The following is a 24,067-nucleotide window of genomic DNA, read 5'->3' on the forward strand; positions in this document are numbered from 1 at the left end:
TTGTTGCGTATGTTACATATTTTATTCTCTATGTTACATCTTGTATTATTTTCATGCTCAGATGTACCATCTTACAGAATATCTTTAGTTTTGGGGTATGAGATGTTTGTTTTTTCTTTTAAATTTGTAGGCAAACTTATAACTAATAACGATATGAAAATACGCAGGTTTTTCGTAGCACTGATGATGTGCATTCCTTTTTGCGGCTTAGTCCGGGCTCAATCGAGCGATAATGGTGACGGTACTTTTACTAACCCGATGTTGTGGAGTGATGTGCCCGACCCTGATGTTATCCGTGTTGGTAGCGACTTTTATCTGGTAAGCACTACGATGCATCTGATGCCGGGCGCACCTATTATGCATTCTAAAGATTTGGTGAATTGGGAGACGGCCAGTTATTTGTTCGACCGTTTGACCGATACACCGAATTATGACCTGAACGGATGTACTGCATACGGAAGAGGGCAGTGGGCCACCTCAATCCGTTACCACAATGGGAAATATTATGCTTATTTTTCGCCCAATGACAAGCCCTATAAAGGATATGTGTATGCCACTACAGATCCGAAAGGGAAATGGGAACTTGTTTCCCGCTTGCCTCATTTCCACGATGCGTCTTTGTTGTTCGACGATGACGGACGTGTATATATCTATTATGGAACAGGGCAATTACGCGAATTGAAGCCAGACCTTACAGGGGTGCAGCCTGGAGGAGTGGATATGAAAATCTTCGAGCGCGATAGTACCGAAACCGGATTGCTGGAAGGAAGCCGTGCCATTAAATACAACGGAAAGTATTATCTGTTGATGATTTCGTGGCCTAATGGAGGCAAGCGTCGTCAGGTGTGCTATCGTGCCGATAAGATAACCGGTCCTTATGAAAAGAAAGTAATACTGGAATCGGACTTTGCCGGTTTCCCGTATGTAGGACAAGGATGCATTGTGGATGATGAGAAGGGCAATTGGTATGGTGTCATCTTCCAAGATCGTGGAGGTGTGGGACGTGTCCTTACACTGATGCCTTGCCGCTGGGTAGACGGATGGCCGATGCTGGGCAATGAGGAAGGCCGTGTACCCGAAATCATGGAAAAACCCGTGCAAGGATGTCCTGCCTTGCCCTTGGTGGTGAGTGACGATTTTGGAAAACAGGAAATGAAAATCAACTGGCAATGGAACCATAACCCGATAAACGAAGCATGGTCGCTTTCGGAACGTCCGGGTTATTTACGATTGAAGACGCATCGGGTGGTAGAAAACCTGTTTTGGGCACCGAATACGTTGACCCAACGTATGGAAGGACCGAAATGTACGGGAAGTGTGTCTATCGATGTGTCTCATATGAAAGAAGGGGATGTAGCAGGTTTCAGTGCTTTCAATGGCGATGCCGGTGTACTTTCGGTAGTGATGGAAGGCGGAAAGAAATACCTTACGATGTCGTCACAGGTGGTAGCTTTACGCGATTCGGACAAGGCGGTGACACATGTGGAGACTGATGAAAAGGCGCGTGTGGAATTGACACAGGATGTAGTTTACCTGCGTATTGATGGAGATTTCCGGGTAGGCAAAGACATTGCTGCTTTCTATTATAGCCTGAACGGGAAAGACTGGACGAAAATTGGTTCCGATTTTAAGATGATATTCGATTACCGCCGCTTCTTTATGGGGACAAAATATGCGATATTCAATTATGCTACAAAGCAGACAGGTGGCTATGTAGATGTGGATTTCTTCGATTATAAACGAATAAGATAAAGAATGGTTATGAAAAAGAAAGCATGGGCATTGATGGCCTGCTTGATAGGTTTTTCGGGATTACAGGCACAAGACAAGTTGTATCCGAACACTTTTGCCTTGAATGAGGTGACTCTCTTGGATGGTCCTTTCAAGCATGCACAGGACTTAAATGGTAAAGTATTGTTGGAATATGATGTAGACCGCTTGCTGGCTCCTTTTCTGAAAGAGGCAGGATTACCTCCCAAAGGAGAATTGTTCCCCAATTGGGCGGGACTGGACGGACACGTAGGCGGACATTATCTTTCGGCACTGGCAATGCATTATGCTGCTACAGGTGATGAGGCATTCCGCCAGCGTATGGAGTATATGATAGCCGAATTGAAACGTTGCCAGGAGAAGAACGGTGATGGTTATATCGGCGGTGTTCCTAATGGAAAGGCTTTGTGGAGTGAGATACGGAAAGGAAACGTGGCCTTGATTTGGAAATACTGGGTACCTTGGTACAACCTTCATAAGCTTTATGCCGGACTTCGGGATGCCTGGATGTATGCCGGCAATGAAGAGGCAAGACAGATGTTTCTGGATTTGTGCGATTGGGGTATTGGAGTCGTTTCTCCCCTTACTGATGCGCAAATGGAGCAGATGCTGGATATGGAATTCGGCGGAATGGATGAAGTATATGCCGATGCCTATCAGATGACTGGAGACAAAAAATACCTGGACACGGCCAAACGTTTTTCTCATCATTGGTTGCTGGACAGCATGGCAAAGGGAGTGGACAATCTGGATAACAAACATGCCAATACACAAGTGCCTAAAGCGGTGGGATATCAACGCATAGCCGAGTTAGACCATAACCGTACGTATGAGGATGCGGCATCGTTCTTCTGGCATACGGTGGTAGAAAACCGTTCGCTGGCATTCGGAGGCAATAGCCGGCGCGAGCATTTTGTGGCGAAAACCGATAGCAAGAGCTATATAGAAGACCGTGAAGGTCCGGAATCATGCAATACCAATAATATGCTGAAACTGACCGAGGGCTTGTTCCGGATGCATCCCGAGGCTAGCTATGTGGACTTCTACGAACGTGCTTTGTACAATCATATTCTTTCTACCCAGCATCCCGAACACGGCGGATATGTGTATTTCACATCTGCCCGTCCGGCACATTACCGGGTTTATTCGGCTCCTAATCAGGCGATGTGGTGCTGTGTAGGAACCGGTATGGAGAATCATGCCAAATATGGAGAATTCATCTATACGCATACACACGATTCATTGTTTGTCAATTTGTTTATAGCTTCTGAACTGAACTGGAAAGAAGAAGGCATCCGCTTGCGTCAGGAAACAGGTTTCCCGGCAGAAGAGGGAAGCAAGCTTACGGTTTCGGTGGACAAGCCCAGGCATTTCAAGATGTTGGTACGCCATCCGTGGTGGGTTAAGGCTTCGGAAATGCAGGTGTTGTGTAACGGAAAAGAGTATGCAGCCGGTTCGGAACCATCTTCGTATGTATGCATTGACCGCGAATGGAAAGACGGGGATGTTGTCGAAATCCGTACGCCGATGCATGTTAAGTTGGAAGAGTTCCCGAATATGCCCGAATATGTTGCCATCTTGCGCGGACCGATTGTATTGGGTGCACGGGTAGGTACAGACCATCTGGACGGGCTGGTGGCAGACGATAGCCGATGGGGACATATTGCTTCAGGACCTTTGGTTCCGGTTTACGAAACTCCTTTTCTTATAGGAGAGCGGGCAGACATCGAAGAGAAGTTAAACCATTTGCGTCCGGTAGCAGGCAAGCCGTTCCATTATACGGTTCCCGGTCTGTTCCGTTCCGGCAAATACAAGGATTTGGTGCTCGAACCCTTTTATGGCATTCACGATAGCCGTTATATGATTTATTGGCTTTCGATGGACGAAACTGAATACGCACATTATCAAAGCGAACAGAAAGCCGAAGAAGAAGCGCGTATTGCATTAGACCGCCGGACGGTAGATGCCATAGCAACGGGAGAACAACAGCCCGAAGCGGACCACTTAATGAAGAACGAGAACTCGACAAAGGGAAATTTCAATGGCAAGGCGTGGCGTGATGCGAAAGACGGAGGCTATTTCAGTTATGTACTTTCTACTGAGGGCAAGTCTGACATGTCTTTGCTGATAACTTATTGGGGTAATGAAACCGCCGACCGGGAATTTGATATCTTGGTAGATGGAAAGGTGATTGCTTCTGAAAATCTGGTAGGGAAATGGAACAAGCAGGAGTTCGTGGATGTTGAATATGCTCTTCCTGACGATGCGTTGCAGGGTAAGAAAGAAATCACTCTCACGTTCCAAAGCAAGCCCGGAAAAATAGCCGGAGGGGTATTCTTTATCCGTTTGGTGACTAACGAACAAGGTGAATGACTTTAAATGAAATTATATGATGACAAGACAATGGCTATTGACTGCAGCCTTAGGGGCTTGCCTGTCCGTTTATGCTACTGATTGGAAATTTGCCAGTCCCGATGGACACATTCAAGTGGTGGTATCCGATGAAGGCGGAAAGCCTTCTTACCAAGTGTTGTATGACGGAACCGTGTTTCTCGAACCTTCTCCCTTGGGTCTGGAGACCAATATAGGCGATTTTACTCAAGATATGTCGTTGGGGGGAACGTGCAAGGCGGATACGGTATGCGATACCTATACGTTGCCCACCATCAAGCAGAGCCGGGTAGACTATAAGGCGGTTGAAGTGGTGTGCCCGTTCATGCAACAGGGCAAGAAGGTGTGCGATGTGGTGTTCCGTGTGAGCAACCGTGACGTGGCTTTCAAGTACCGCGTCTATCCCAAGGAAAATACCTTATGTTGTGTGGTGCGCTCGGAAGCTACGGGTTTCGTCTTGCCTGAGGGAAGCACTACTTTCCTTTGTCCGCAAAGCAAGCCGATGGGAGGCTTTGCACGTACTTCGCCCAGTTATGAGACCTCTTATACCGTGGATGATACGATGGGCAAGAATGGCTGGGGCGAGGGATATACATTCCCGTGCCTGTTCAAATATATGGATAAGGGATGGCTCTTACTTTCAGAAACGGGAGTAGATAGTCGCTATTGTGCCAGCAGGCTGATGGGGCACGAGGGTGGCATGTATACGATAGGTTATCCGCAAGAAGGCGAATACAATGGCAATGGAACAACGGCTCCGGGAATTGCGCTTCCAGGCGAAACACCTTGGCGCACCATCACTTTGGGAAAAACACTGGCTCCTATAGTTGAAACTACCGTGGCTTTCGACCTTGTATCTCCCTTGTACGAAGCATCTCAGAAGTACCAGTACGGATGCGGCACATGGAGCTGGATTATCGGAGGTGATGCCAGCATGACATACGATGAGCAGAAGCGTTACATTGATTTTGCCGCAGCGATGGGATACCAGTCGGTGCTGGTTGATGCATTGTGGGATTCGCGGGTAGGATATGAAAAAATAGAAGAGCTGGCACGTTATGCCAAGTCTAAGAATGTGGCATTGTATCTGTGGTATAATTCCAATGGTTATTGGAACGATGCTCCGCAAGGTCCGCGTGGCAAGATGAGCAACATTATTTCCCGTCGGAAGGAAATGAAATGGATGCAAAGCATCGGTATCCGGGGTATTAAAGTGGACTTTATAGGAAGCGACAAACAAGTGACTATGCAATTGTATGAAGATATTCTGGCAGATGCCAACGATTATGGTCTGCTGGTTATTTTTCACGGATGTACCTTGCCTCGCGGATGGGAGCGGATGTATCCTAATTATGCGGCAAGTGAAGCTGTGCTGGCAAGCGAGAACATGAACTTCTCGCAAGGAAGTTGTGATGCCGAAGCCTTTAATGCCTGCTTGCATCCGTTTATCCGCAATACCGTAGGTAGTATGGATTTCGGAGGCAGTACATTGAACCGGTATTACAATGCGAAGAATCAGCCGGGAGGTAGCCGCCGTGTTACATCGGATGTGTTTGCGCTTGCTACAGCGGTGCTTTTTCAAAGTCCGGTCCAGCACTTTGCTTTGGCTCCTAATAATCTGACCGATGCTCCTGTATGGGCTGTGGATTTTATGAAGAAAGTACCTACGCTGTGGGATGAAGTGCGTTTTATCGATGGTTATCCCGGCAAGTATGTAATATTGGCACGTCGGCACGGAGAAACGTGGTACGTGGCTGGAATCAATGCCAGCAAAGAACCGTTGAAAGTGAAAGTAGCTTTGCCGATGTTTTCCCCGAAAGAAGAAGTGACGCTTTATGCTGATGATGCCCAGCTGCAAGGAAGCGTGAAAACCCAGAAGCTGGACAAAAAAGGCGAAATCGAACTGATGATTCCATGTAATGGAGGAGCTTTGATTGTAAAATAACTCAGAAGCTGTTTTGAATTTATCGTGCGATGATTTGGGATGAGTTTTTGAGGCATTTCCGCTTCTGTGATGAGGAAGATAGCGGGCTATCTGACGAAGAACAGGAGCGAAAAGGACCAAAAAATCGCCCAAAGCACACACGAAAACGGATACATCAAGCCAAGAAAAACTTTTTGGAGAAATTCAAAACAGCTTCTCATTAAATCAAGAATAAAAGATGAAAAACAAATCGAAAAAATTAGCATTTATGATGATGGGCTTGTATGCTGTTGGTGCAAATGCCCAAGACCCGATTATTCAGACCAAATACACCGCCGATCCTGCACCGATGGTGTACAATGACACGATTTTTCTGTATACCAGTCACGATGAGGACGATGCGCAAGGTTATGACTTCAAGATGCTCGACTGGCAGCTATATACCTCTACTGATATGGTGAACTGGACCGACCACGGACCCGTGGCTTCCTTGAAAGACTTTGTATGGCGTAAGCGCGATAACGGTGCATGGGCACAACAAGTGGTGGAGCGTGACGGTAAGTTTTATATGTATTGCCCCCTTCATGGGAACGGCATTGGCGTATTGGTTTCCGATTCGCCTTACGGACCTTTTAAGGATCCCATAGGCAAGCCTATCGTGTGGCAACAAGAGCATTGGGAAGATATCGATCCTACTGTTTGGATTGACGATGACGGACAAGCCTATATGTATTGGGGTAACCCGAACTTGTATTATGTGAAACTGAACAAAGACATGGTGTCGTATTCGGGCGATATTGTGAAGATAGGCAAGTTGGAACATTATCAGGAAGGACCGTGGTTTTACAAACGTAACGGGAAATATTATCTGGCATACGCTTCTACTTGTTGCCCAGAAGGAATCGGATATGCCATGAGTAACAGTCCTACGGGACCATGGGAGGTGAAGGGCTACATCATGGCTCCTACCGACCGTACGCGCGGAAATCATCCGGGAATCATTGACTATAAAGGCAAGAGTTACGTTTTCGGACAGAATTACGATCTGTTGCGTCTCGAAATGGAGGAGCATCATGAACGCCGTTCGATATCGGCCGCCGAAATGCATTATAATGTAGACGGTACGATACAGGAGGTGCCTTATTTTAAAGATACGAAGCTGGTGCAGATTGAAAACTTTAATCCTTACCGCAGGGTAGAAGCCGAGACTATGGCTTGGGGATATGGGCTGAAAACCGAGCGCCGTACCGATGGTGGCATTTATGTCACGAAAATCAATGACTCTGATACTTTGGTGGTAAAAGGTGTTGATTTCGGAAAAGAAGGCGCATCTCGTTTTGTGGCTTCTGTCGCTTCTGATGCAGGGCATTGCGCAATTGAGATTCATTTAGACCAAGCCGATGGTCCGTTGGTAGGAACAGTTCAAGTTGAGGCTACCGGAGGAATGGACATATACAAGGAGTTTGCCTGTCCGGTGAAGGGGGCGAAGGGTGTTCACGACCTGGTGTTCCGTTTCAAAGGTGATGCCGGAAAAGACCTGATGAATTGGGATTATTGGAAATTTGTAGAATAATAGAATGACATAGTTTATGAAAAACATATTTATTAGTCTTTCGATGCTTGTAACCCCTATACTGGTTATGGCACAAAACCCGATTGTCCAGACTGCTTATACCGCCGACCCGGCACCGATGGTATATGGTGACCGCTTGTATTTATATACAAGCCATGATGAAGACGCATCTACGTGGTTTACAATGAACGACTGGAAATTGTACTCTACCGAAGATATGGTAAACTGGACTGAACATCCGACTCCCTTGTCGTACAAGACATTCGAGTGGGCGCGGGGAGATGCTTGGGCTATGCAGTGTGTCGAACGTGGAGGTAAATTTTATGCGTATGTCCCGGTGACGATGAAAAAAGGAGGGGGAGCTATTGGCGTAGCTGTAGCAGACAGTCCTTATGGTCCTTTCTACGACCCACTTGGCAAGCCATTGGTGAGTAGTGGAAAAGGGGACATAGATCCTACCGTAATGATAGACGATGACGGGCAGGCTTATCTGTATTGGGGCAATCCTTTTTGTTATTATGTGAAGTTGAACGAAGATATGATATCATATTCGGGAGATGTTGTGAAGGTGGATATGACCGAAGAGGCTTTTGGTAAGCGGGAAGGGAATGTGCCTGAACGTCCCACACTTTACGAAGAAGGCCCATGGCTTTACAAGCACAAGGATTGGTATTACCTGTTGTGGGCTGGTGGACCGATATCCGAACATTTGGGCTATTCGATGAGCAAGAGTCCGTTGGGACCTTGGAAATACGGAGGTACGCTGATGCCTACCGAAGGAAGGAGTTTTACCAATCATCCGGGTATTGTGGACTATAAAGGCGGAACTTACCTTTTCTACCACAATGGTGCCCTGCCTGGAGGTTCGGGCTTTACCCGTTCGGTATGCGTGGAGAAAGTTGTGTTTAATGCCGATGGTTCTATCCAGCCGATGAAGATGACCGAAGGTATCCGTGAAGGGTTGACGGCACTTAATCCGTACCGGAAGAATGAAGCTGAAACGATGGCTTTCTCCGAAGGGATGAAGTCGGCACAAAACGGAGAAGTGGGTGTATTTGTCAATGCTATGCGTGATGGGGCATACATCAAGGTGAAGGGCGTAGACTTCCGTAGCCAAGGGGCATCTGACATCATTGCTCGTGTAGGAACTACACACAACGGAGGGGTAACCCTGGAGGTGCGTGCCGATGGTCTGCAAGGAAAGCTGCTGGCTACGTTGCAGGTACCTATGACTGGTTGGGATGACCGTTGGGCGCTGGTTACTTCCAAAGTGGAAGCTATAAGTGGCGTGCATGACCTGTATTTTATATGCAAAGGTGATAAGCCTGGCAGGGTGATGTATTTCGATTACTGGATGTTTCATCCGAAGCAGTAAGGAGGGCAAACAATGAAGTATCTATGGCTTTTTGTGCTGGGAATTTGTGGGTGGTATAACCTGCAGGCTCAGACGTGGACCGCTGATAACGGGAACGGTACGTTTACCAATCCCTTGTTCTATGATGAGTTTACCGATCCTGACTTGATTCGGGTGGGAACAGATTTTTATATGGTTGCCAGTTCGATGCATACTATGCCCGGATTGCCTTTGCTTCGCTCTAAAGATTTGGTGAATTGGGAATTTGTTACTTATGTTTTCGACAAGTTGGACTTGGGACCTGAATTCCATTTGGAAGGAAAGAAAGGTGTGTATGGGAATGGTATCTGGGCACCTGCCATCCGTTATCACAAAGGGAAGTTTTATATTTTTGTTAATGTGAACAACTATGGATTGCAGGTATTTTCGGCAGACCGTCCTGAAGGTCCCTGGATACATAAGAACATGGGTGGACGCATTTATGATTTGGGCGTTTTATTTGATGATGACGATAAGATTTATGCTGTTCACGGGTATGATGAAGTGCACCTTATCGAAATCAAACCAGACTTCAGCGGATATGTTGAAGGAAGTGACCGGATTATCATCCCGAAAGGAAATGCAATGGGGGAAGGACATCATTTCTATAAAATTAACGGGAAATACTACATCATCAGTGCTGACTATGCTCCGGTAGGACGTATGCAGTGTGCCCGTGCCGACCGTCCTGAAGGTCCGTATGAGACAACGGTTATCAGCCATCGGGAAACAATGGGGATACAACAGGGTTGGTGGACACAAGGCTATGGTTTCTGGTCCGATATACCTGACGAAGGGAGCAAATTCAGTTTCCAGCCTCCTTCTGATAATTATTTCAGTGCCGTGCCTTTACATCAGGGAGGCATTGTAGATTTGCCTAATGGTGAATGGTGGGGCTTCTCGATGATGGATATGAAATCGGTGGGACGTCTTACTTACTTGTCTCCAGTAACATGGAAAGACGGTTGGCCTTATTTCGGGGTAGAAGGTAATCTGGGACGTTCGCCACGTACCTGGTTCAAGCCCGATACGGGTGTGGAGGAGAGTCCTCATGCTCCTTATGAACGGAGCGATGACTTTTCGGATAATAGTCTGAAGCCAGTCTGGCAATGGAATCATATCCCGGTTGATAACAGATGGGAACTGGCAAAAGGTGTGCTGCGTCTGCATACACTTCCTGCCAAGAGTCTGATGTTTGCTCGGAATACACTGACCCAGCGTGTGGTTGGTCCCGAATCGATGGCTACGGTAGAACTGGATGCACGTGGACTGAAGAAAGGTGACGTAGCTGGTCTTGCTCTGCTGAATACACCCTATTATTGGGTGGGCGTGACACGCACCGACGAGGGACTGATGCTTCGTTTTTATGATATGGTGAAGAATGTACATACCGACAAGCCGCTGGAATCTGCCAAAGTATGGTTGCGGGCTCACGGCGATTATCATAATGACTTGGCCTCATTAAGTTATAGTACCGATGGAGATACGTTCGAGACCATAGGCAACCAGCTGCGTTTGGGGTATCAGATGCATACGTTCCAGGGAGTGCGTTATGCTTTGTTTGCTTACAATACAGAGGGGAAGAAAGGCGGGCGTGCCGATTTCGACAATTTCGAAGTGTACGAACCTTTTGCCGATCGTTCGAAGAATCTGCCTGTAGGCAAAATCATTACACTGACCAATCTTGCCAATGGTGAACGGGCTTGGGCCAATCCGCATGGGATGTTACATCATGTAGCTCCGGGAAGTGCAGAATTCGAAGGGTTAGGATGCCATTTCAGGGTACACGACCGTGGTAAGGGACGTGTGGCACTTGAAGCAATGGATGGTTCTGGATTTCTGACCGTAACGGGGTTGGGGCTTTCGGGCGATGTGCGCATCACGAAAGAAGAAACAGAAGCAAGTCTTTTCTTGTGGCAAGATATGTTGTGGGGGCATTGTATGTTGCTTTCTCTTCATACCAATCGTTTTGTCGGGTTAAATCCGGTGACGGGCGAACCTTATGCAGCCGACTGGCCCGGTACACGCCCCGACCGGAAAGACGGAACGGTCTTTGCCTGGCAGGTGGTGGCAGATGTTGCCGATTGAATCAACAGATTATGCTTGGTTTCTTAGAAGCTGTTTTGAATTTATCGTGCGATGATTTGGGATGAGTTTTTGAGGCATTTCCGCTTCTGTGATGAGGAAGATAGCGGGCTATCTGACGAAGAACAGGAGCGGAAAGGACCAAAAAATCGCCCAAAGCACACACGAAAACAGATACATCAAGCCAAGAAAAACTTTTTGGAGAAATTCAAAACAGCTTCTTACATAAATCGAAAGTTATGCCTTGCGCGGTATGGATTTGTGCATTTCCTGCATGTGCCACGCCATTTCCGTAGAGACGGTGCGCACATCATCCTTGCATTTGATGGCATATCGGTAAGGAACATTTGGCTTTGCATGTAGCCCATATCTTTGTTTCAGGCGGCATACTTTTATGGTTTTCATATGGAAACCGTACGTTCTCGATATGGAAACCGTACGTTCTCGATATGGAAACCGTACGTTCTCGATATGGAAACCGTACGTTCTCGATATGGAAACCGTACGTTCTTGATATGGAAACCATACGGTTTTCATATGAAAACCATAAAAGGAAGCCGCCTGAAACGATAATGTAATCCAAATGTGGAAACAATTGTTCCGGGGAAAATGCATAAACCTATGCCGTGCATGGTATAAAAGCAGTTGTGTTTTACAGGAGTTATCATTTTGTTCAGGAGTTAAAGGCCGATAGTCCTGCTTCTGAAACCGATATAAAAAGTATTGGTTTCTGACTCCCTTTTAACCCCTGATTAGTATTACTTATAATTGTGTGAAAAGAACTATGAAAACGAAATTTTTGTTAGGGTTGTCAATAGGAATGTGCGTAATGTCTGTCCAAGCACAAAACCCGATTATACAGACTCATTATACGGCCGACCCGGCACCTATGGTGTATAATGATACTTTATATCTCTATGTAGGTTGTGACGAGAAGGATGCGCCTGAAAATTCGTATCTGATGCGTGAATACCGGCTTTATACCACCACCGATATGGTAAATTGGACAGATCACGGTGCACCACTCAAGACCAGTACTTTTGCATGGTCTGCAGGTGATGCCAGTGCGGCACAATGCATACCGAGAAACGGGAAATTCTATTGGTATATTTCTTCCCAAAACCGGCAGAATCCCGGTTCTTCTATCGGAGTGGCTGTAGGAGATACACCTTACGGACCTTTCAAGGATGCCTTGGGGCACGGATTGGTGACGAACGATATGACAACATATGCCGGACATTCTTGGGACGATTTAGACCCCACTGTATATATTGCAGACGATGGGCAGGCATGGTTGTATTGGGGAAACGGTGTATGCTATCGTGCCAAACTGAAAGAAGATATGGTAAGTCTGGATGGAGAAATCGAGGCAATCGACCGCTTGGATAGCATTGCCTTTTCGGGAGGATTTACCGAAGCACCTTGGCTTTACAAGCGTGGAGACTGGTATTATCTGATTTATGCTGCGGGTTTCCCCGAATCCATTCACTATTCTATGAGCTCTTCGGCTGGCGGCAAGTGGCAAGCTAAGGGCGTGGTTATGCCGTTGGAGCGTGGAAGCAATACCAATCATCCGGGTATCGTGGACTATAAAGGACATTCGTATTTCTTCTATCACAACGATGCCTTGCCTGGCGGGCATAGTTATTGCCGTTCGGTGTGCGTAGAAGAGTTCCGTTATACTCCGAATGGAGAAATACCAGAAATGCATATGACCGATGCCGGCATAACGGAAGCGGTAGGCCGACTTAATCCTTATATACGTACAGAGGCTGAAACCATAGCTTGGTCCGAGGGCGTGACTACCCGGACGGATGCTGCGCGTGGCGTGTATGTCACGGATGTCCATCACGGAGATTATATCAAGGTAAGGGAAGTAGATTTTGGTGCCAAAGGTGCTTCGCTTTTTACGGCATGTGCCTCTAGCCGTTATTTTGGCGGACAGATTGAACTCCGTATCGATGGCTTGGAAGGAGAAGTATTGGGTACGCTTGATATTCCTTACACCGGTGAATGGGAAAACTGGCAGGAGTTCAAAACACAGGTGAAGAGTGTGACAGGTGTCCACGATTTGTACCTCGTGTTCAAAGGCAAACAACCCCATGCCTTGTTTAACTTGGACTGGTGGAGATTCGATTCTGGGCTATGACGAAAATGAATAGGGAATATGCGTAAATACATTCTTTTTTATCTTTTGTTTTGCCTTTGCTGCTTGAAACTGTTTGCAGGTGGAAAAGTGCTTTATCGGACAGTTCCTTGTACACTTTTGCAAGGTATTACCGAACGTGAATATACGGTTTATTTACCACCGGGTTATGATATGGATACACTTCGTACGTATCCGGTGTTGTACCTTTTGCACGGAGGAAATTGCTCGAATACCGATTGGGAACGTTATGGTGGGCTTTCACATTTGGCAGATAGCTTGATAGCTTGTGGGCAGATGCAGGAAATGATTGTGGTTTGTCCTGAGGCCAACAAGGATAATATGATATGGTTCAATGCTGCACATTGGCGGTATGAAGACTTTTTCTTTCAGGAGTTTATGCCTTATATCGAGCAGACTTACCGGGTAAAGGCGGAAAAGGCATACCGTTCGGTGGCAGGTTATTCAATGGGTGGAGGTGCATCGGTCGTATATGGTGTGCTTCATCCCGACTTGTTCAACGTGGTTTATGGGATGAGCAGTTATTTGCGTAGCCAGCCGTTGGAGTTTTTGAAGGATGACCCTTCTGCCCCTTGGCGTCAGAAGCTGGTAGATGATTACAACCCTATCCGCACGATAACGGAAGGAAGTGAAAAGAATGTGTCGGCATGGAAAGCCGTCCGTTGGTTCATTGATTGTGGTGACAAGGATTTTACATATGATGCTAATATCGATTTAGTCTCAGCCTTTCGCAAGCGTGGTATTTCTTACGAGTTTCGTGTGAAGGGTGGGGGACACGATTGGAGTTATTGGCGTCCTGCCTTGTGCGATGCGCTGGTATATGTCTCACATCAATTGCCCGATGATTAATGTCAGGATCCTTTCTTGACCGACAGGTAATAGCCTTGCCCGCGTACGGTCACTATCTGATACTCCGGAAAGCCTTTCAGGTGTTTCCGGAGTATTTTGATATGTGTGTCTATCTTTTCATCGGCATTGGTGTCGGTTTTCCAGAAGCGTTGTTTGATTTCTCCGCGACTCACGCACCTGCCTTTCTTTCGGAGCAGGAGGCAAAACAAGGCGAGGTCTAGCTTGGGTAACGGACAGAGGATGCCATCAATGATTAATTCTTGCTTTTCCATATTGACAGAAATGTCTGGATAAATGTGGGAGGCATTGCTTCTTTTCCGCAGGTAATAACAGATGGCGGTGCCAAGAGCTATCAGTGCTATGAGCAGGAAGAACCGCCGGTCGATGTAGCGGAGCAGTGTGACCGTATCGTATGCCACCCATCCTTGTGCCTGGATGTCGCCCGTGATATCCTGGCGGTAAACGGGTGTGGAATAGGCAGAAGAAGCACTGAGCGTGTCGGAACTGCAGTGTCTTTCTTGTCCGTTGTAATAGATGGTTCCAGTCTGTCCGCAGATGTTTCGCGCTGCGAGCCGTGCCCGGAACAAGATGTTCAGTTTGTCGGCATCTATCGGGTGGACATTAGTAAGGATGTGCTCGTTAAGCAGGCGGCGTGCCTTCGCTTCGTCTACACTGTCTTTGAAGACAAACACCGTTCGGTCTTTCCACGTACGCAGGGTGTATTTTTTTATCTTCCGGTCGTAGACGGGAGCCGTGATGTAATATTCGGAATAGGGATTCAAGTCGGGATGGGTGAAATGCTGGAACAGTTCTACCCGTTCGGTATAGTGCCAGGCGGTGGCTTCGCAGAACGCATGGTTCGTTTCTTGCCGGATACGTTCTTCGCCTGCTTGTAAAGACAGACACAATGCCGTAACGATAATGGCACTCAGGATGCCGAGGATGTATAGTTCTTTTGTCTTCATAGATGCGATGCTAACCGATAGCAAAATAAGCGAAAAACTTAGATTTCAGAAAAAGTTCAGCTAATTTTTTTGTCCGATTACCGGGATTCTTATTCTTTTGCCGGCAGAAAACATTAAAAACATCAACACATGAAAACACTGATTATTTTAGCAATGTGCCTGCTGGCTGGCAGTTCCCTTCAGGCACAAGAGTATCTGAGAGAAGTATTGAGTAAGTTAGAAAGCGTCAAGTCGGCGACGTATGACTTGTATAGTGAAGGTTGGATGGCGGGAGATACTTTGCCAAGTAGTGTCAGCAAGGTGTTTGTGGAAGAATACCGCAATCCGCAAGATACCACCATCGGGTCGAGTTTTTTAGAATGGGATTCTGAAGACCAAACGCGCTTTGAATTGGGATATGACGGAACAGTTTCAGTATATATGAACCGTTATCAAAAAGTAGCAGAGGTAAATGATTTTTCCAATCAGTTTCTTCCGGTAAGGCTTATCCAACCTCCTTTTTTCAATTATGTGACGAGTATCATCCGTTATACGTTGGAAACGAAAGATAACGTTATTCGGGAAGTGAAGGAGACAGAGAAGGAGTATTATTTGAAATTGACTATCGACGAAGGAGTGGAAGTGGAATTCTTCGGGAAGCCTTTCCATTTTCCGGAAATGTCTTTTATGGCTGACCCGATAATGGTTTTTGAAATCTGGATAGATAAAGAGACAGGCCTTCCTTATAAATACAAAAGAGAACTTTGTGGAAGTAATTCCGGTATAGATGAATGTTCGAATGTGAAATTGAATACTTTGCCCGATAAGAATTTCGATTTATATGCGCTTGTGCCTGAAGGGTATGAGTTGGTACGGATGGGCGAAAAGAACAAATATGATGAAGAACCTTTTAAATTAGCGGATAAACCGGCACCCGATTGGACGGCGGTGAATATGCAGGGTGATTCGGTTTCGCTTTCTTCTTTGAAAGGAAAGGTGATGTTGCTCAATCTTACGGGAATAGGATGTGGGGTATGCCAACTTGCCATTCCGTTTCTGAATGAATTGGACAAGCGTTTTGATAAAGATAAATTCCAGTTGGTTGCGATAGATTCTTGGGGCAAGCCGTTAGCGAATGTGCGGAATTATATAAGCCGCCATCAGATTGGTTATACTTTTTTGTCCGGAAACGAACAAGTAGTCATTGATTACAAGACAGGAGGCTTTGTGCCTTTCTTTTTCTTGTTGGATGAGAATCTTGTGATTCGGAAAGTAATAAAAGGATATGCCAAAGGTACGACCGAAAAGAAGATTATAGATGCGATTGAAGAACTTTTGAAATAAGCCCATTTACGATTAGACAATTTACTATTTACGATTTATGACTTTCTCCATCGTAAATAGTAAATTGTCTAATCGTAAATGTTTATAGTTCCTTCAGCGTCTGCTCCACCTTCTCGAAGAAGAGCGAGATGTGCGCTCCGTCTGCAAAGGCATGGCTTACGGTAAGTGCTATCGGCATGTAGAGCCGTCCTGCACGGGTGATTGCCTTGCCTGCATTCATCAACGGATAATCCAACGGATGCCCTACCGATTGTTGGGTATAGGTGATGGAGGTGAAATACAGTTTCGGCGTGGCGCTGAGCAGGAACACGTCGAAATCTCCTTGTTCCGCTATCTGCTTATCTGTGCCATACGGGTCTCCGTCTTCGGGAATGGAGGTGATGATACGCCGCGCTTCACGGTAGAATGTATCGAAGTCGGGATGATAGGGAATACGCACGGTGTAGAATGTACGTCCCGGTACGGCGATAGGTGTAATCACATCCACCGTATCGTGGTAGACCACTTGCCCGTTCTTATCCCAGCGATAGCGCAATTCCTTGATTTCGTTTACCGCCTTCGTGATGGCATAAAGATAATAGAGGAAAAACGAATGCCCTTGTGCCTTTGCCCGTGCGTATGCCTCGGTGCAATCGGCTTCGCTCGTTATGGCAATCCACGAGTTGGCAAAGCCTCGGAAGAAGTTATAATTGTCTTTCCGTTCCCATGTATCAATGTTGATGATGTGTTTCATGCTTTCTTATGCTTTCTTGAATTTTAATGCCACTTTGTGATACGTCGGCAAATCGATGCCCAGCCGTTCGCCCAAGTCAATCATATCGAACAGCAAGCCTTGTATTTCCGATTCGTGTCCGCGGGCAATGTCTTTCTGCATGGAGGCGGTGCTGTGCGGGTCGAGCTTGTCAATGACTTTCAGGTTATACGTTACGGGGTCTTCGGGGAAGATTACACCCAGTTTGCGCCCGATTTCGGCACTTTCCTGCGATAATCCGATAAAAGTATCGCGCACCTCGCCTTCGTGCTGCACTTCGCCCATGGGCACATTGTGGTAGGCTCCGGTACATGCCATGGCGGAGATGAATGCCCACTTGATGAAAGTGTCGCGGTTGATGTCGTCCGATACGTCTACTTTGATGCCGCACGCACGCAGTTCTTCGGCTATTTGATTCAATTGTCCGCAGGAAATGCCTTGTTCAGGGCGTGCGCCGAATACCAGGCGGAAGATGCTTCCCATTTGGGTAATCTCGCCTTCTCCCGAAACAAATCCTACGATGTAGATGCATCCGTCGAGCACGTGTACCGAAGGCACAAGCCTTCCGATGCGCGGTCCGGTGCCATACACATTCAGAATAGGGATGACTAGCGTTTCGGGGGTGGAAGCACGTTCTAATACTTCCTTGATAGAGTCGATGGAATATCCTTTCACGCATACGAAAATCACGTCGGCTTTTCCTTCGAATTCTTCGGCGGTATAAGCCTTCACGGGAAGAAAATGTTCGCCTTTCAAGTCTGATTTCAGGTGAAGCCCTTTTTGCCGGATGGCATCCAGGTGTTTGCCGCGTGCGATGCAGGTCACGTCTTTGCCTGCCAGAGCGAGGAATCCGGCGATAGAGCCTCCCACGCCCCCTGTTCCTACTACTAAGTATTTCATGGTGAGTTCTTAAGTTCTTGAGGTTTTCACCACAGATTACACAGATTTTATTCTATTAAAAATCAAAGAGAGACAATAATAACACTATTCTCGCTTGCCATTATTATAATAAATAGAAAAATCTGTGTAATCTGTGGTGAAAAAACGGATTACACATTAAAGCGGAAGTGCATGATGTCGCCGTCCTGCACCACGTAGTCTTTGCCCTCTACGTTCAGCTTGCCAGCCTCGCGTACGGCGGCTTCACTTCCGTATTGGATATAGTCTTCGTATTTGATGACTTCGGCACGGATGAAGCCCTTTTCGAAGTCGGTGTGAATGACGCCGGCACATTGCGGGGCTTTCCAGCCCTTGTGGTACGTCCATGCTTTTACTTCCATTTCACCGGCGGTGATAAAGGTTTCCAGATTCAGAAGCTTGTATGCCGACTTGATGAGGCGGTTCACACCCGACTCTTCCAGTCCCACTTCCTGCAGGAACATCTGGCGGTCTTCGTAGGTTTCCAGTTCGGCGATGTCGGCTTCGGTCTTGGCGGCTACTACCAAGATTTCGGCGTTCTCGTCCTTTACCGCCTCACGCACCTGCTCTACGTACTTGTTGCCTGTGGCAGCACTTGCTTCGTCTACGTTGCATACGTACATCACCGGTTTCGCCGTGAGCAGGAACAGGTCGTGCGCTATTTTCTGTTCGTCTTTCGATTCGAACTGCACCGTGCGTGCCGATTTGCCTTGTTCCAGTGCCTCTTTGTAGCGCACCAGTACATCATAGGTTTGTTTAGCTGCTTTGTCACCTCCGGTTTGTGCCTGCTTCTGTACGCGTTGGATACGGCTTTCGATGGTTTCCAGGTCTTTCAGCTGGAGTTCGGTATCAATGATTTCCTTGTCGCGTACCGGATTTACCGTACCGTCTACGTGGGTCACGTTTTCATCATCGAAGCAACGCAGCACGTGGATGATGGCATCTGTTTCGCGGATGTTCGCCAAGAACTTGTTGCCCAGTCCTTCGCCTTTGCTGGCACCCTTCACCAGTCCGGCGATGTCTACGATTTCTACGGTAGTAGGCACGATGCGTCCCGGATGGACTAATTCCGCTAATTTGTTGAGGCGTTCATCGGGAACGGTAATTACGCCCACATTCGGTTCGATGGTACAGAAAGGGAAATTGGCTGCTTGAGCCTTTGCGTTTGATAAGCAATTGAAAAGCGTAGATTTGCCCACGTTCGGCAAACCGACGATGCCACATTGTAAAGCCATAATGATATATTGTTTTTATTGTTTTGATTTCTTGCTTGTTTCAACGGGCAAAGGTAGTCATTTCTTTTGGCATATCGGGCAGGGCATTCCGATTATTTACATAGAAGCCTCTTATTATCGGGCATCTGGTAATAGGATTTTCGCCCATTCAGACACTTCGGTTACATACATTTTCTTTAATTCGCCATTGACCAAGCGGAATTGAAGTTTGGCATCTTCGCCGTCTATGGAATTGTCGTACACATAGAGGCGGTCCACAATCGGTGCTACGGTCTTGCAATTTTCTATGGACTTGAAATAGCGCGAAATGATTTTAGTGATGGGCACGTCATGTCCCCCTTTCATCACCCTGTTGGCAATTCTTGCCGCATTGATAGAGGGGTGTGAAGTCGAGATAAAGAATAAACGGATAAAGAAGCCTTGCCGTTTGGCTTTAATGATGAATGCGACTTTATCTTCGGCGGACATTACGGTTTCAAACACAAAGCTTTTTCTTTCCGATAAACATGTTTCTCGTAGCTCGGCGCAATAATTAGCTGCTTTTAGTACAGCTTCCGGTGAGTTCCAGTCGCCATATTTATCTTTAGCCACTTCGTCCGGATTGATGTATAGCGTGCCTTCCGCCCATTCGTGATGCAGGAACTTTTGAGTGACGGATGTCTTGCCTGAGCCATTAGGTCCGGCTATTACAATCATTTCCGGTAAGCGTTTATTTGTGTCCATTCCGTATGTTTTCTATGTCTTTCGCCCATTTTGCTTGTTTTGTCAAAACGTTTTGCCACATTTGCATGAAATGCTCCTCCGTTGCCTTTTGGTTGCTCGTTCTCGCTTCCTCGGCAACTTCCCTCATGATTTGTTCCAGCATTTCGTCCGTAGGCTCCTGCTCCGGACTGAAGCGGTATGCGTTTAATTCTTTCTCTGACATGATTGAGGTATTACGTTAGGGTGCAAATATAGTTATTTCTTTTGGCATATCGGCACACCTCTGATATTTGTTATGCAAAATTTACTTGCATCATCTCAACGATAACCGTCAGAGTCGGTTTAAATGCATTCCGGCAAAGTTATTTTGGAGAGTTGGTTAATGAATAATCTGTTGCAGTCTATATCTTTTTGTGTTCTCGATATGGAGAACATAAAAGTATGTGGGCTGGCTTGGGGAATATAGTTTGTCGTGATAAGGAAAATATATGGGTGAAACGGTAAAGGATTTGCCGATTGCTTACAAATCGTAACTTAATAAGCCGGTTCTTGGTATGAATCTGTACTTGAAGAGTACTAAAACAAAAAAGAGACGCTTCTCGCGAGGCGTCTCTTCCGTGTGTAGAGAGTTTATGAAAATATGTTTTGTTTTATGTGCTGCTTATTGTTGTACCGTGACAGTCATGTCTGGAACAAGGATGTAATCTTTCTTGCTTTTGTTCCATTTGTAGTATTCGATAGTGACATTGTCGCCAGCGTATGAGTACTTGATACGCATGTGGTTATGCCATTGGTTATCGAATGCATCCCACTTTTGCAGGGTGTTTTCTACTACCTGTTTGTTGTCATTATACTTATAACTGTACTTTTCGTAATTGGTCAGGATACCTTCGTTCATCTTGTAAACAGTTTCGGAAACTTTGACACCGTTTACTTCTTCCGTATTGTAGATTAAACCTGCTTCCGGATTGTTGGCTGAAACTGTAAGGTTGGCTACAAATACACATGCTACAACAATTAAACTTCTAATAAAATTCAAGGCTTTCATATCTTTATATTTTTAAGGGTTTGCTATCTTTTTGTTTTTGATTACGCTGCAAAGGTAGTGAAACTTTTGATATGAGCTAACATTTCGGCTAAAAATTTATTCGATTTTAGCAAAATGTTAGCAAATAAAGATATGTTAACTATTGCGAATCCTTAGTGCGCTTCCAGCCAATTTTGACCCCAACCGCAGTCGGCTTGCAAAGGAACTTTCATTTTGTAAGCACTCTCCATTTCAGTTATCACAATCTGTTGCACTTTTTCCTTTTCTTCGGGCAGGACGCTGAAGTTAAGTTCATCGTGTACTTGGAGAATCATCTTCGAACGGATTCCCTCTTCGCGGAAGCGGCGGTAGATGCGCGCCATTGCTACCTTGATGATGTCGGCGGCACTTCCTTGGATAGGGGCGTTGATGGCATTGCGCTCGGCATATCCCCGCACTACGGCGTTGCGTGAATTGATGTCGGGCAAATACCTGCGGCGGCGGAAGATGGTCTCGATATAGCCTTTTTCGCGTGCCGACTGGATGCTTTTGTCCATGTATTCCTTTACGTGCGGATAGTTTTCGAAATAGCCGTCTATCAGCTCCTTGGCTTCCTTGCGGTCGATGTTGAGGCGTTCGGCAAGTCCGAATACCGAGATGCCGTAAATGATGCCGAAATTGGCGGTTTTCGCCTTGCTCCGTTGCTCGCGGGTCACGTCTTCCAGCTTTTCCTTATATATCTTGGCGGCGGTGGCGGCATGGATGTCCTGATTCTCGCGGAAGGCTTCTATCATGTGCGGGTCTTCGCTGAGGTGCGCCATGATGCGGAGTTCGATTTGCGAATAGTCGGCCGAGAAGAACTCGCAACCCTCGTCGGGGATGAATGCCTTACGGATTTCTTTCCCGTCCTCGTTGCGTATGGGGATGTTTTGCAGGTTCGGGTTGCTCGAACTAAGCCGTCCCGTGGCGGTCACGGTCTGGTTGAACGAGGTATGGATATGGCCTGTCTGCGGGTTGATAAGCTGGGGCAGGGCATCGATGTAGGTGCCGAGAAGCTTCTTCAATCCGCGGTGTTCCAGAATCTTTGCTACGATTTCGTGCTTTCCTTTCAGGCTCTCCAACACTTCTTCGGAGGTGACATATTGCCCTGTTTTGGTCTTCTTGGGCTTGTCTACGATTTTCAGGCGGTCAAATAACACTTCGCCTACTTGCTTGGGAGAGGCAATGTTGAATTCTACCCCAGCCAGGCGGTGCACTTCTTCTTCTATCTGGTTCATGCGGGCGGTAAAGTGGCGCGAGGTTTCCTTCAGAGCTTCGGTATCGATGCGCACACCGTTGCGTTCCATATAGGCAAGTACGGGCACGAGCGGCATTTCGATGTCGCGGAAGAGGGCTTCGGCATCGTTTTGCTTCAATTCCTTTTCCAGCACGTTTTTTAGTTTCAGTGTGACATCGGCGTCTTCGCACGCGTACCTATATATATTGATAGGGTCAAGGTCGCGCATATTCTTCTGGTTCTTTCCTTTCGGGCCGATGAGTTCTTCTATTTTGATGGTTTCGTAGTGCAGGTAGATTTCGGCAAGGTAGTCCATTCCGTGATGCAGTTCGGGTTGGAGCACATAGTGGGCTATCATCGTGTCGAACATGGGTCCTTGTATCTCCACACCGTAGTTCGCCAAGACCAGCATATCGTATTTGATGTTCTGTCCCACTTTTAATGTTTGCGGGTTTTCGAAGACGGGCTTGAATTTATCCACGATGCGTTGTGCTTCGGTGCGGTCGGCAGGGACGGGAACATAAAATGCCTGGTTTTCGGTATACGAGAAGCTCATTCCCACCAGTTCGGCACGTATCGGGTCGGTTCCGGTGGTCTCCGTATCCAGACTGAAAATCTTCTGTGTCAGGATATTTTGTAATAATTGGTCGATTTTCTCTTCTGTATCAATGAGTTGATAGTCGGAAGCAAGGTCGTCAAGCCTTGTGAGATTTGAATTTTCAGGAGCTTCCGTACTCTCGGGCGTAAAAAAGCCAAAGAGATCGCCTTGCGCGGAGGGTGGGGGAGCGGCGGTTTTCTTATCGGTTCCCACCACGCGGTCGAGCAAGCTCCGGAACTCCAGGTCTTCGAATATCCGCTTGAGCGTTTCCTTGTCCGGCTCCTCCCGTTTCAGCCCGTCCATATCGAGGCGGATGGGTACATCGGTCTTGATGGTGGCAAGGAATTTGGAGAACAGGATTTGTTCGCGGTTGGTTTCTACCTTGGTCTTGATGGCACCTTTCAGCTCACTGGTATGTTCGAGCAGGTTTTCGATGCTTCCGAATTGGGCTATCAGTTTCTGGGCAGTCTTTTCGCCCACGCCCGGGCATCCGGGGATGTTGTCGGCGGTGTCGCCCATCAACCCCAGCATATCAATGACCTGAGCCGGAGACTGGATGTCGAACTTGGCTTTCACTTCCGCTACGCCCATCACTTCGAATTCCTTGTCGCCGTATTTGGGACGGTACATGAAGACGTTGTCCGATACCAACTGCCCGTAGTCTTTATCGGGCGTCATCATGTAAGTGGTGATGCCTTGCCGTCCGGCTTCGGTGGCAAGGGTTCCGATGACGTCATCGGCTTCGTATCCGCTTACCTCAAGAATGGGGATGCGGTAGGCACGGATGATGTCTTTTATAATAGGCACCGAGAGACGGATGACTTCGGGCGTCTCTTCACGCTGGGCTTTGTATTGCTCGTAAGCCTCGTGGCGGAACGTGGGACCTGCAGGGTCGAAGGCGATTCCAATGTGTGTGGGCTGCTCTTTCTTCAACACATCTTCCAGTGTATTGACGAAGCCCATGATGGCGGAAGTATTGAATCCCTTCGAGTTGATACGGGGATTTTTGATGAAAGCATAGTATGCCCGGTAAATCAAAGCGTATGCGTCCAGTAGAAAAAGTTTCTCCATTCGTGTAAAATATTTAATGTTTTGAACGTAAAAGTACAAAAAAACACCG

Annotated in this window: 19 protein-coding genes; 11 read left to right on the plus strand and 8 right to left on the minus strand. The window is 46.9% G+C overall.

From position 1 onward, the window contains the following. The first annotated feature begins 186 nt into the window (after positions 1-186). From B5G04_RS03900 to B5G04_RS03940, 10 genes are all read left to right on the plus strand, one after another. A complete protein-coding gene (locus B5G04_RS03900) occupies positions 187-1,752 on the plus strand; it encodes a glycoside hydrolase 43 family protein (RefSeq protein WP_239414037.1) in 1,566 nt (521 codons plus the stop codon). A gap of 9 nt (positions 1,753-1,761) precedes the next feature. Next, positions 1,762-4,143, plus strand: coding sequence for a glycoside hydrolase family 127 protein (locus B5G04_RS03905; protein WP_087396309.1), 2,382 nt, complete (start codon positions 1,762-1,764; stop codon positions 4,141-4,143). Between the two features lie 19 nt (positions 4,144-4,162). Continuing rightward, positions 4,163-6,106 carry a glycoside hydrolase family 97 protein gene (locus B5G04_RS03910; protein ID WP_087396312.1) on the plus strand — a complete coding sequence of 648 codons (1,944 nt, stop codon included), beginning with the start codon at positions 4,163-4,165 and terminating at the stop codon, positions 6,104-6,106. Between the two features lie 29 nt (positions 6,107-6,135). Then, on the plus strand, positions 6,136-6,309 hold the full coding sequence (locus B5G04_RS19630; protein WP_158100033.1) for a hypothetical protein: 174 nt from the start codon (positions 6,136-6,138) through the stop codon (positions 6,307-6,309). Positions 6,310-6,323: 14 nt separating this feature from the next. Continuing rightward, complete coding sequence (locus tag B5G04_RS03915; protein WP_087395890.1) at positions 6,324-7,658, plus strand: glycoside hydrolase family 43 protein; 1,335 nt, start codon at positions 6,324-6,326, stop codon at positions 7,656-7,658. Positions 7,659-7,674: 16 nt separating this feature from the next. After that, entirely contained in the window at positions 7,675-9,033 is a 1,359-nt protein-coding gene (locus B5G04_RS03920) for a glycoside hydrolase family 43 protein (RefSeq protein ID WP_022040365.1), read from the plus strand. Positions 9,034-9,045: 12 nt separating this feature from the next. Then, positions 9,046-11,139: a glycoside hydrolase 43 family protein gene (locus B5G04_RS03925; protein ID WP_087395892.1), complete on the plus strand. Its 2,094-nt coding sequence runs from the start codon at positions 9,046-9,048 to the stop codon at positions 11,137-11,139. A gap of 51 nt (positions 11,140-11,190) precedes the next feature. Continuing rightward, a complete protein-coding gene (locus B5G04_RS19635; protein ID WP_158100034.1) occupies positions 11,191-11,499 on the plus strand; it encodes a hypothetical protein in 309 nt (102 codons plus the stop codon). 421 nt (positions 11,500-11,920) lie between these two features. Beyond that, positions 11,921-13,285 (plus strand): glycoside hydrolase family 43 protein, encoded by a 1,365-nt coding sequence (locus B5G04_RS03935; RefSeq protein WP_087395897.1) that lies wholly within the window; start codon positions 11,921-11,923, stop codon positions 13,283-13,285. Positions 13,286-13,303: 18 nt separating this feature from the next. Further along, positions 13,304-14,152 (plus strand): alpha/beta hydrolase-fold protein, encoded by an 849-nt coding sequence (locus B5G04_RS03940; protein ID WP_087250297.1) that lies wholly within the window; start codon positions 13,304-13,306, stop codon positions 14,150-14,152. A gap of 2 nt (positions 14,153-14,154) precedes the next feature. Here B5G04_RS03940 and B5G04_RS03945 read toward each other — a convergent pair whose 3' ends face one another. Beyond that, complete coding sequence (locus B5G04_RS03945; protein WP_087250295.1) at positions 14,155-15,117, minus strand: winged helix-turn-helix domain-containing protein; 963 nt, start codon at positions 15,115-15,117, stop codon at positions 14,155-14,157. A gap of 129 nt (positions 15,118-15,246) precedes the next feature. On the opposite strand from B5G04_RS03945, the gene B5G04_RS03950 reads away from it, so the two are divergent. Continuing rightward, entirely contained in the window at positions 15,247-16,440 is a 1,194-nt protein-coding gene (locus B5G04_RS03950; RefSeq protein ID WP_087395899.1) for a redoxin family protein, read from the plus strand. An 82-nt stretch (positions 16,441-16,522) separates the two neighbouring features. Here B5G04_RS03950 and B5G04_RS03955 read toward each other — a convergent pair whose 3' ends face one another. The 7 genes from B5G04_RS03955 to polA all read right to left on the minus strand — a co-directional run bounded on the left by B5G04_RS03955 (position 16,523) and on the right by polA (position 24,018). Further along, a complete protein-coding gene (locus B5G04_RS03955) occupies positions 16,523-17,173 on the minus strand; it encodes a chloramphenicol acetyltransferase (protein ID WP_087211603.1) in 651 nt (216 codons plus the stop codon). 6 nt (positions 17,174-17,179) lie between these two features. Then, positions 17,180-18,091, minus strand: a complete 912-nt coding sequence (locus B5G04_RS03960) for a ketopantoate reductase family protein (protein ID WP_022041123.1) — start codon at positions 18,089-18,091, stop codon at positions 17,180-17,182. Between the two features lie 149 nt (positions 18,092-18,240). Further along, positions 18,241-19,344: a redox-regulated ATPase YchF gene (ychF, locus tag B5G04_RS03965; RefSeq protein ID WP_013618353.1), complete on the minus strand. Its 1,104-nt coding sequence runs from the start codon at positions 19,342-19,344 to the stop codon at positions 18,241-18,243. A 114-nt stretch (positions 19,345-19,458) separates the two neighbouring features. Continuing rightward, the gene (locus tag B5G04_RS03970) at positions 19,459-20,067 is read right to left on the minus strand and encodes a zeta toxin family protein (RefSeq protein WP_087211608.1); all 609 of its coding nucleotides are present in this window, start codon (positions 20,065-20,067) and stop codon (positions 19,459-19,461) included. Continuing rightward, positions 20,054-20,269 carry a hypothetical protein gene (locus B5G04_RS03975; protein ID WP_013618355.1) on the minus strand — a complete coding sequence of 72 codons (216 nt, stop codon included), beginning with the start codon at positions 20,267-20,269 and terminating at the stop codon, positions 20,054-20,056. Before B5G04_RS03975 ends, B5G04_RS03970 begins: the two co-directional genes overlap by 14 nt. A 438-nt stretch (positions 20,270-20,707) precedes the next feature. Continuing rightward, a complete protein-coding gene (locus B5G04_RS03980; RefSeq protein ID WP_087211613.1) occupies positions 20,708-21,094 on the minus strand; it encodes a DUF3836 domain-containing protein in 387 nt (128 codons plus the stop codon). Positions 21,095-21,246: 152 nt separating this feature from the next. Next, entirely contained in the window at positions 21,247-24,018 is a 2,772-nt protein-coding gene (gene polA / locus B5G04_RS03985) for a DNA polymerase I (protein ID WP_087395901.1), read from the minus strand. Positions 24,019-24,067 lie beyond the last annotated feature (49 nt).

It is taken from the genome of Bacteroides sp. An51A, assembly GCF_002161565.1.
Lineage (GTDB): Bacteria > Bacteroidota > Bacteroidia > Bacteroidales > Bacteroidaceae > Phocaeicola > Phocaeicola intestinalis.

What these genes read in the sequence shown, in the direction of transcription:
- B5G04_RS03920 (WP_022040365.1), top strand. Translation starts at nt 7,675, where the DNA reads ATGAAAAACATATTTATTAGTCTTTCGATGCTTGTAACCCCTATACTG.
- B5G04_RS03980 (WP_087211613.1), bottom strand. Translation starts at nt 21,094, where the DNA reads ATGAAAGCCTTGAATTTTATTAGAAGTTTAATTGTTGTAGCATGTGTA.
- B5G04_RS03940 (WP_087250297.1), top strand. Translation starts at nt 13,304, where the DNA reads ATGCGTAAATACATTCTTTTTTATCTTTTGTTTTGCCTTTGCTGCTTG.
- B5G04_RS03950 (WP_087395899.1), top strand. Translation starts at nt 15,247, where the DNA reads ATGAAAACACTGATTATTTTAGCAATGTGCCTGCTGGCTGGCAGTTCC.
- B5G04_RS03905 (WP_087396309.1), top strand. Translation starts at nt 1,762, where the DNA reads ATGAAAAAGAAAGCATGGGCATTGATGGCCTGCTTGATAGGTTTTTCG.
- B5G04_RS03955 (WP_087211603.1), bottom strand. Translation starts at nt 17,173, where the DNA reads ATGAAACACATCATCAACATTGATACATGGGAACGGAAAGACAATTAT.
- B5G04_RS03970 (WP_087211608.1), bottom strand. Translation starts at nt 20,067, where the DNA reads ATGGACACAAATAAACGCTTACCGGAAATGATTGTAATAGCCGGACCT.
- B5G04_RS03960 (WP_022041123.1), bottom strand. Translation starts at nt 18,091, where the DNA reads ATGAAATACTTAGTAGTAGGAACAGGGGGCGTGGGAGGCTCTATCGCC.
- ychF (WP_013618353.1), bottom strand. Translation starts at nt 19,344, where the DNA reads ATGGCTTTACAATGTGGCATCGTCGGTTTGCCGAACGTGGGCAAATCT.
- B5G04_RS03925 (WP_087395892.1), top strand. Translation starts at nt 9,046, where the DNA reads ATGAAGTATCTATGGCTTTTTGTGCTGGGAATTTGTGGGTGGTATAAC.
- B5G04_RS03910 (WP_087396312.1), top strand. Translation starts at nt 4,163, where the DNA reads ATGACAAGACAATGGCTATTGACTGCAGCCTTAGGGGCTTGCCTGTCC.
- B5G04_RS03900 (WP_239414037.1), top strand. Translation starts at nt 187, where the DNA reads ATGTGCATTCCTTTTTGCGGCTTAGTCCGGGCTCAATCGAGCGATAAT.
- B5G04_RS19630 (WP_158100033.1), top strand. Translation starts at nt 6,136, where the DNA reads ATGATTTGGGATGAGTTTTTGAGGCATTTCCGCTTCTGTGATGAGGAA.
- polA (WP_087395901.1), bottom strand. Translation starts at nt 24,018, where the DNA reads ATGGAGAAACTTTTTCTACTGGACGCATACGCTTTGATTTACCGGGCA.
- B5G04_RS03975 (WP_013618355.1), bottom strand. Translation starts at nt 20,269, where the DNA reads ATGTCAGAGAAAGAATTAAACGCATACCGCTTCAGTCCGGAGCAGGAG.
- B5G04_RS03935 (WP_087395897.1), top strand. Translation starts at nt 11,921, where the DNA reads ATGAAAACGAAATTTTTGTTAGGGTTGTCAATAGGAATGTGCGTAATG.
- B5G04_RS03945 (WP_087250295.1), bottom strand. Translation starts at nt 15,117, where the DNA reads ATGAAGACAAAAGAACTATACATCCTCGGCATCCTGAGTGCCATTATC.
- B5G04_RS03915 (WP_087395890.1), top strand. Translation starts at nt 6,324, where the DNA reads ATGAAAAACAAATCGAAAAAATTAGCATTTATGATGATGGGCTTGTAT.
- B5G04_RS19635 (WP_158100034.1), top strand. Translation starts at nt 11,191, where the DNA reads ATGATTTGGGATGAGTTTTTGAGGCATTTCCGCTTCTGTGATGAGGAA.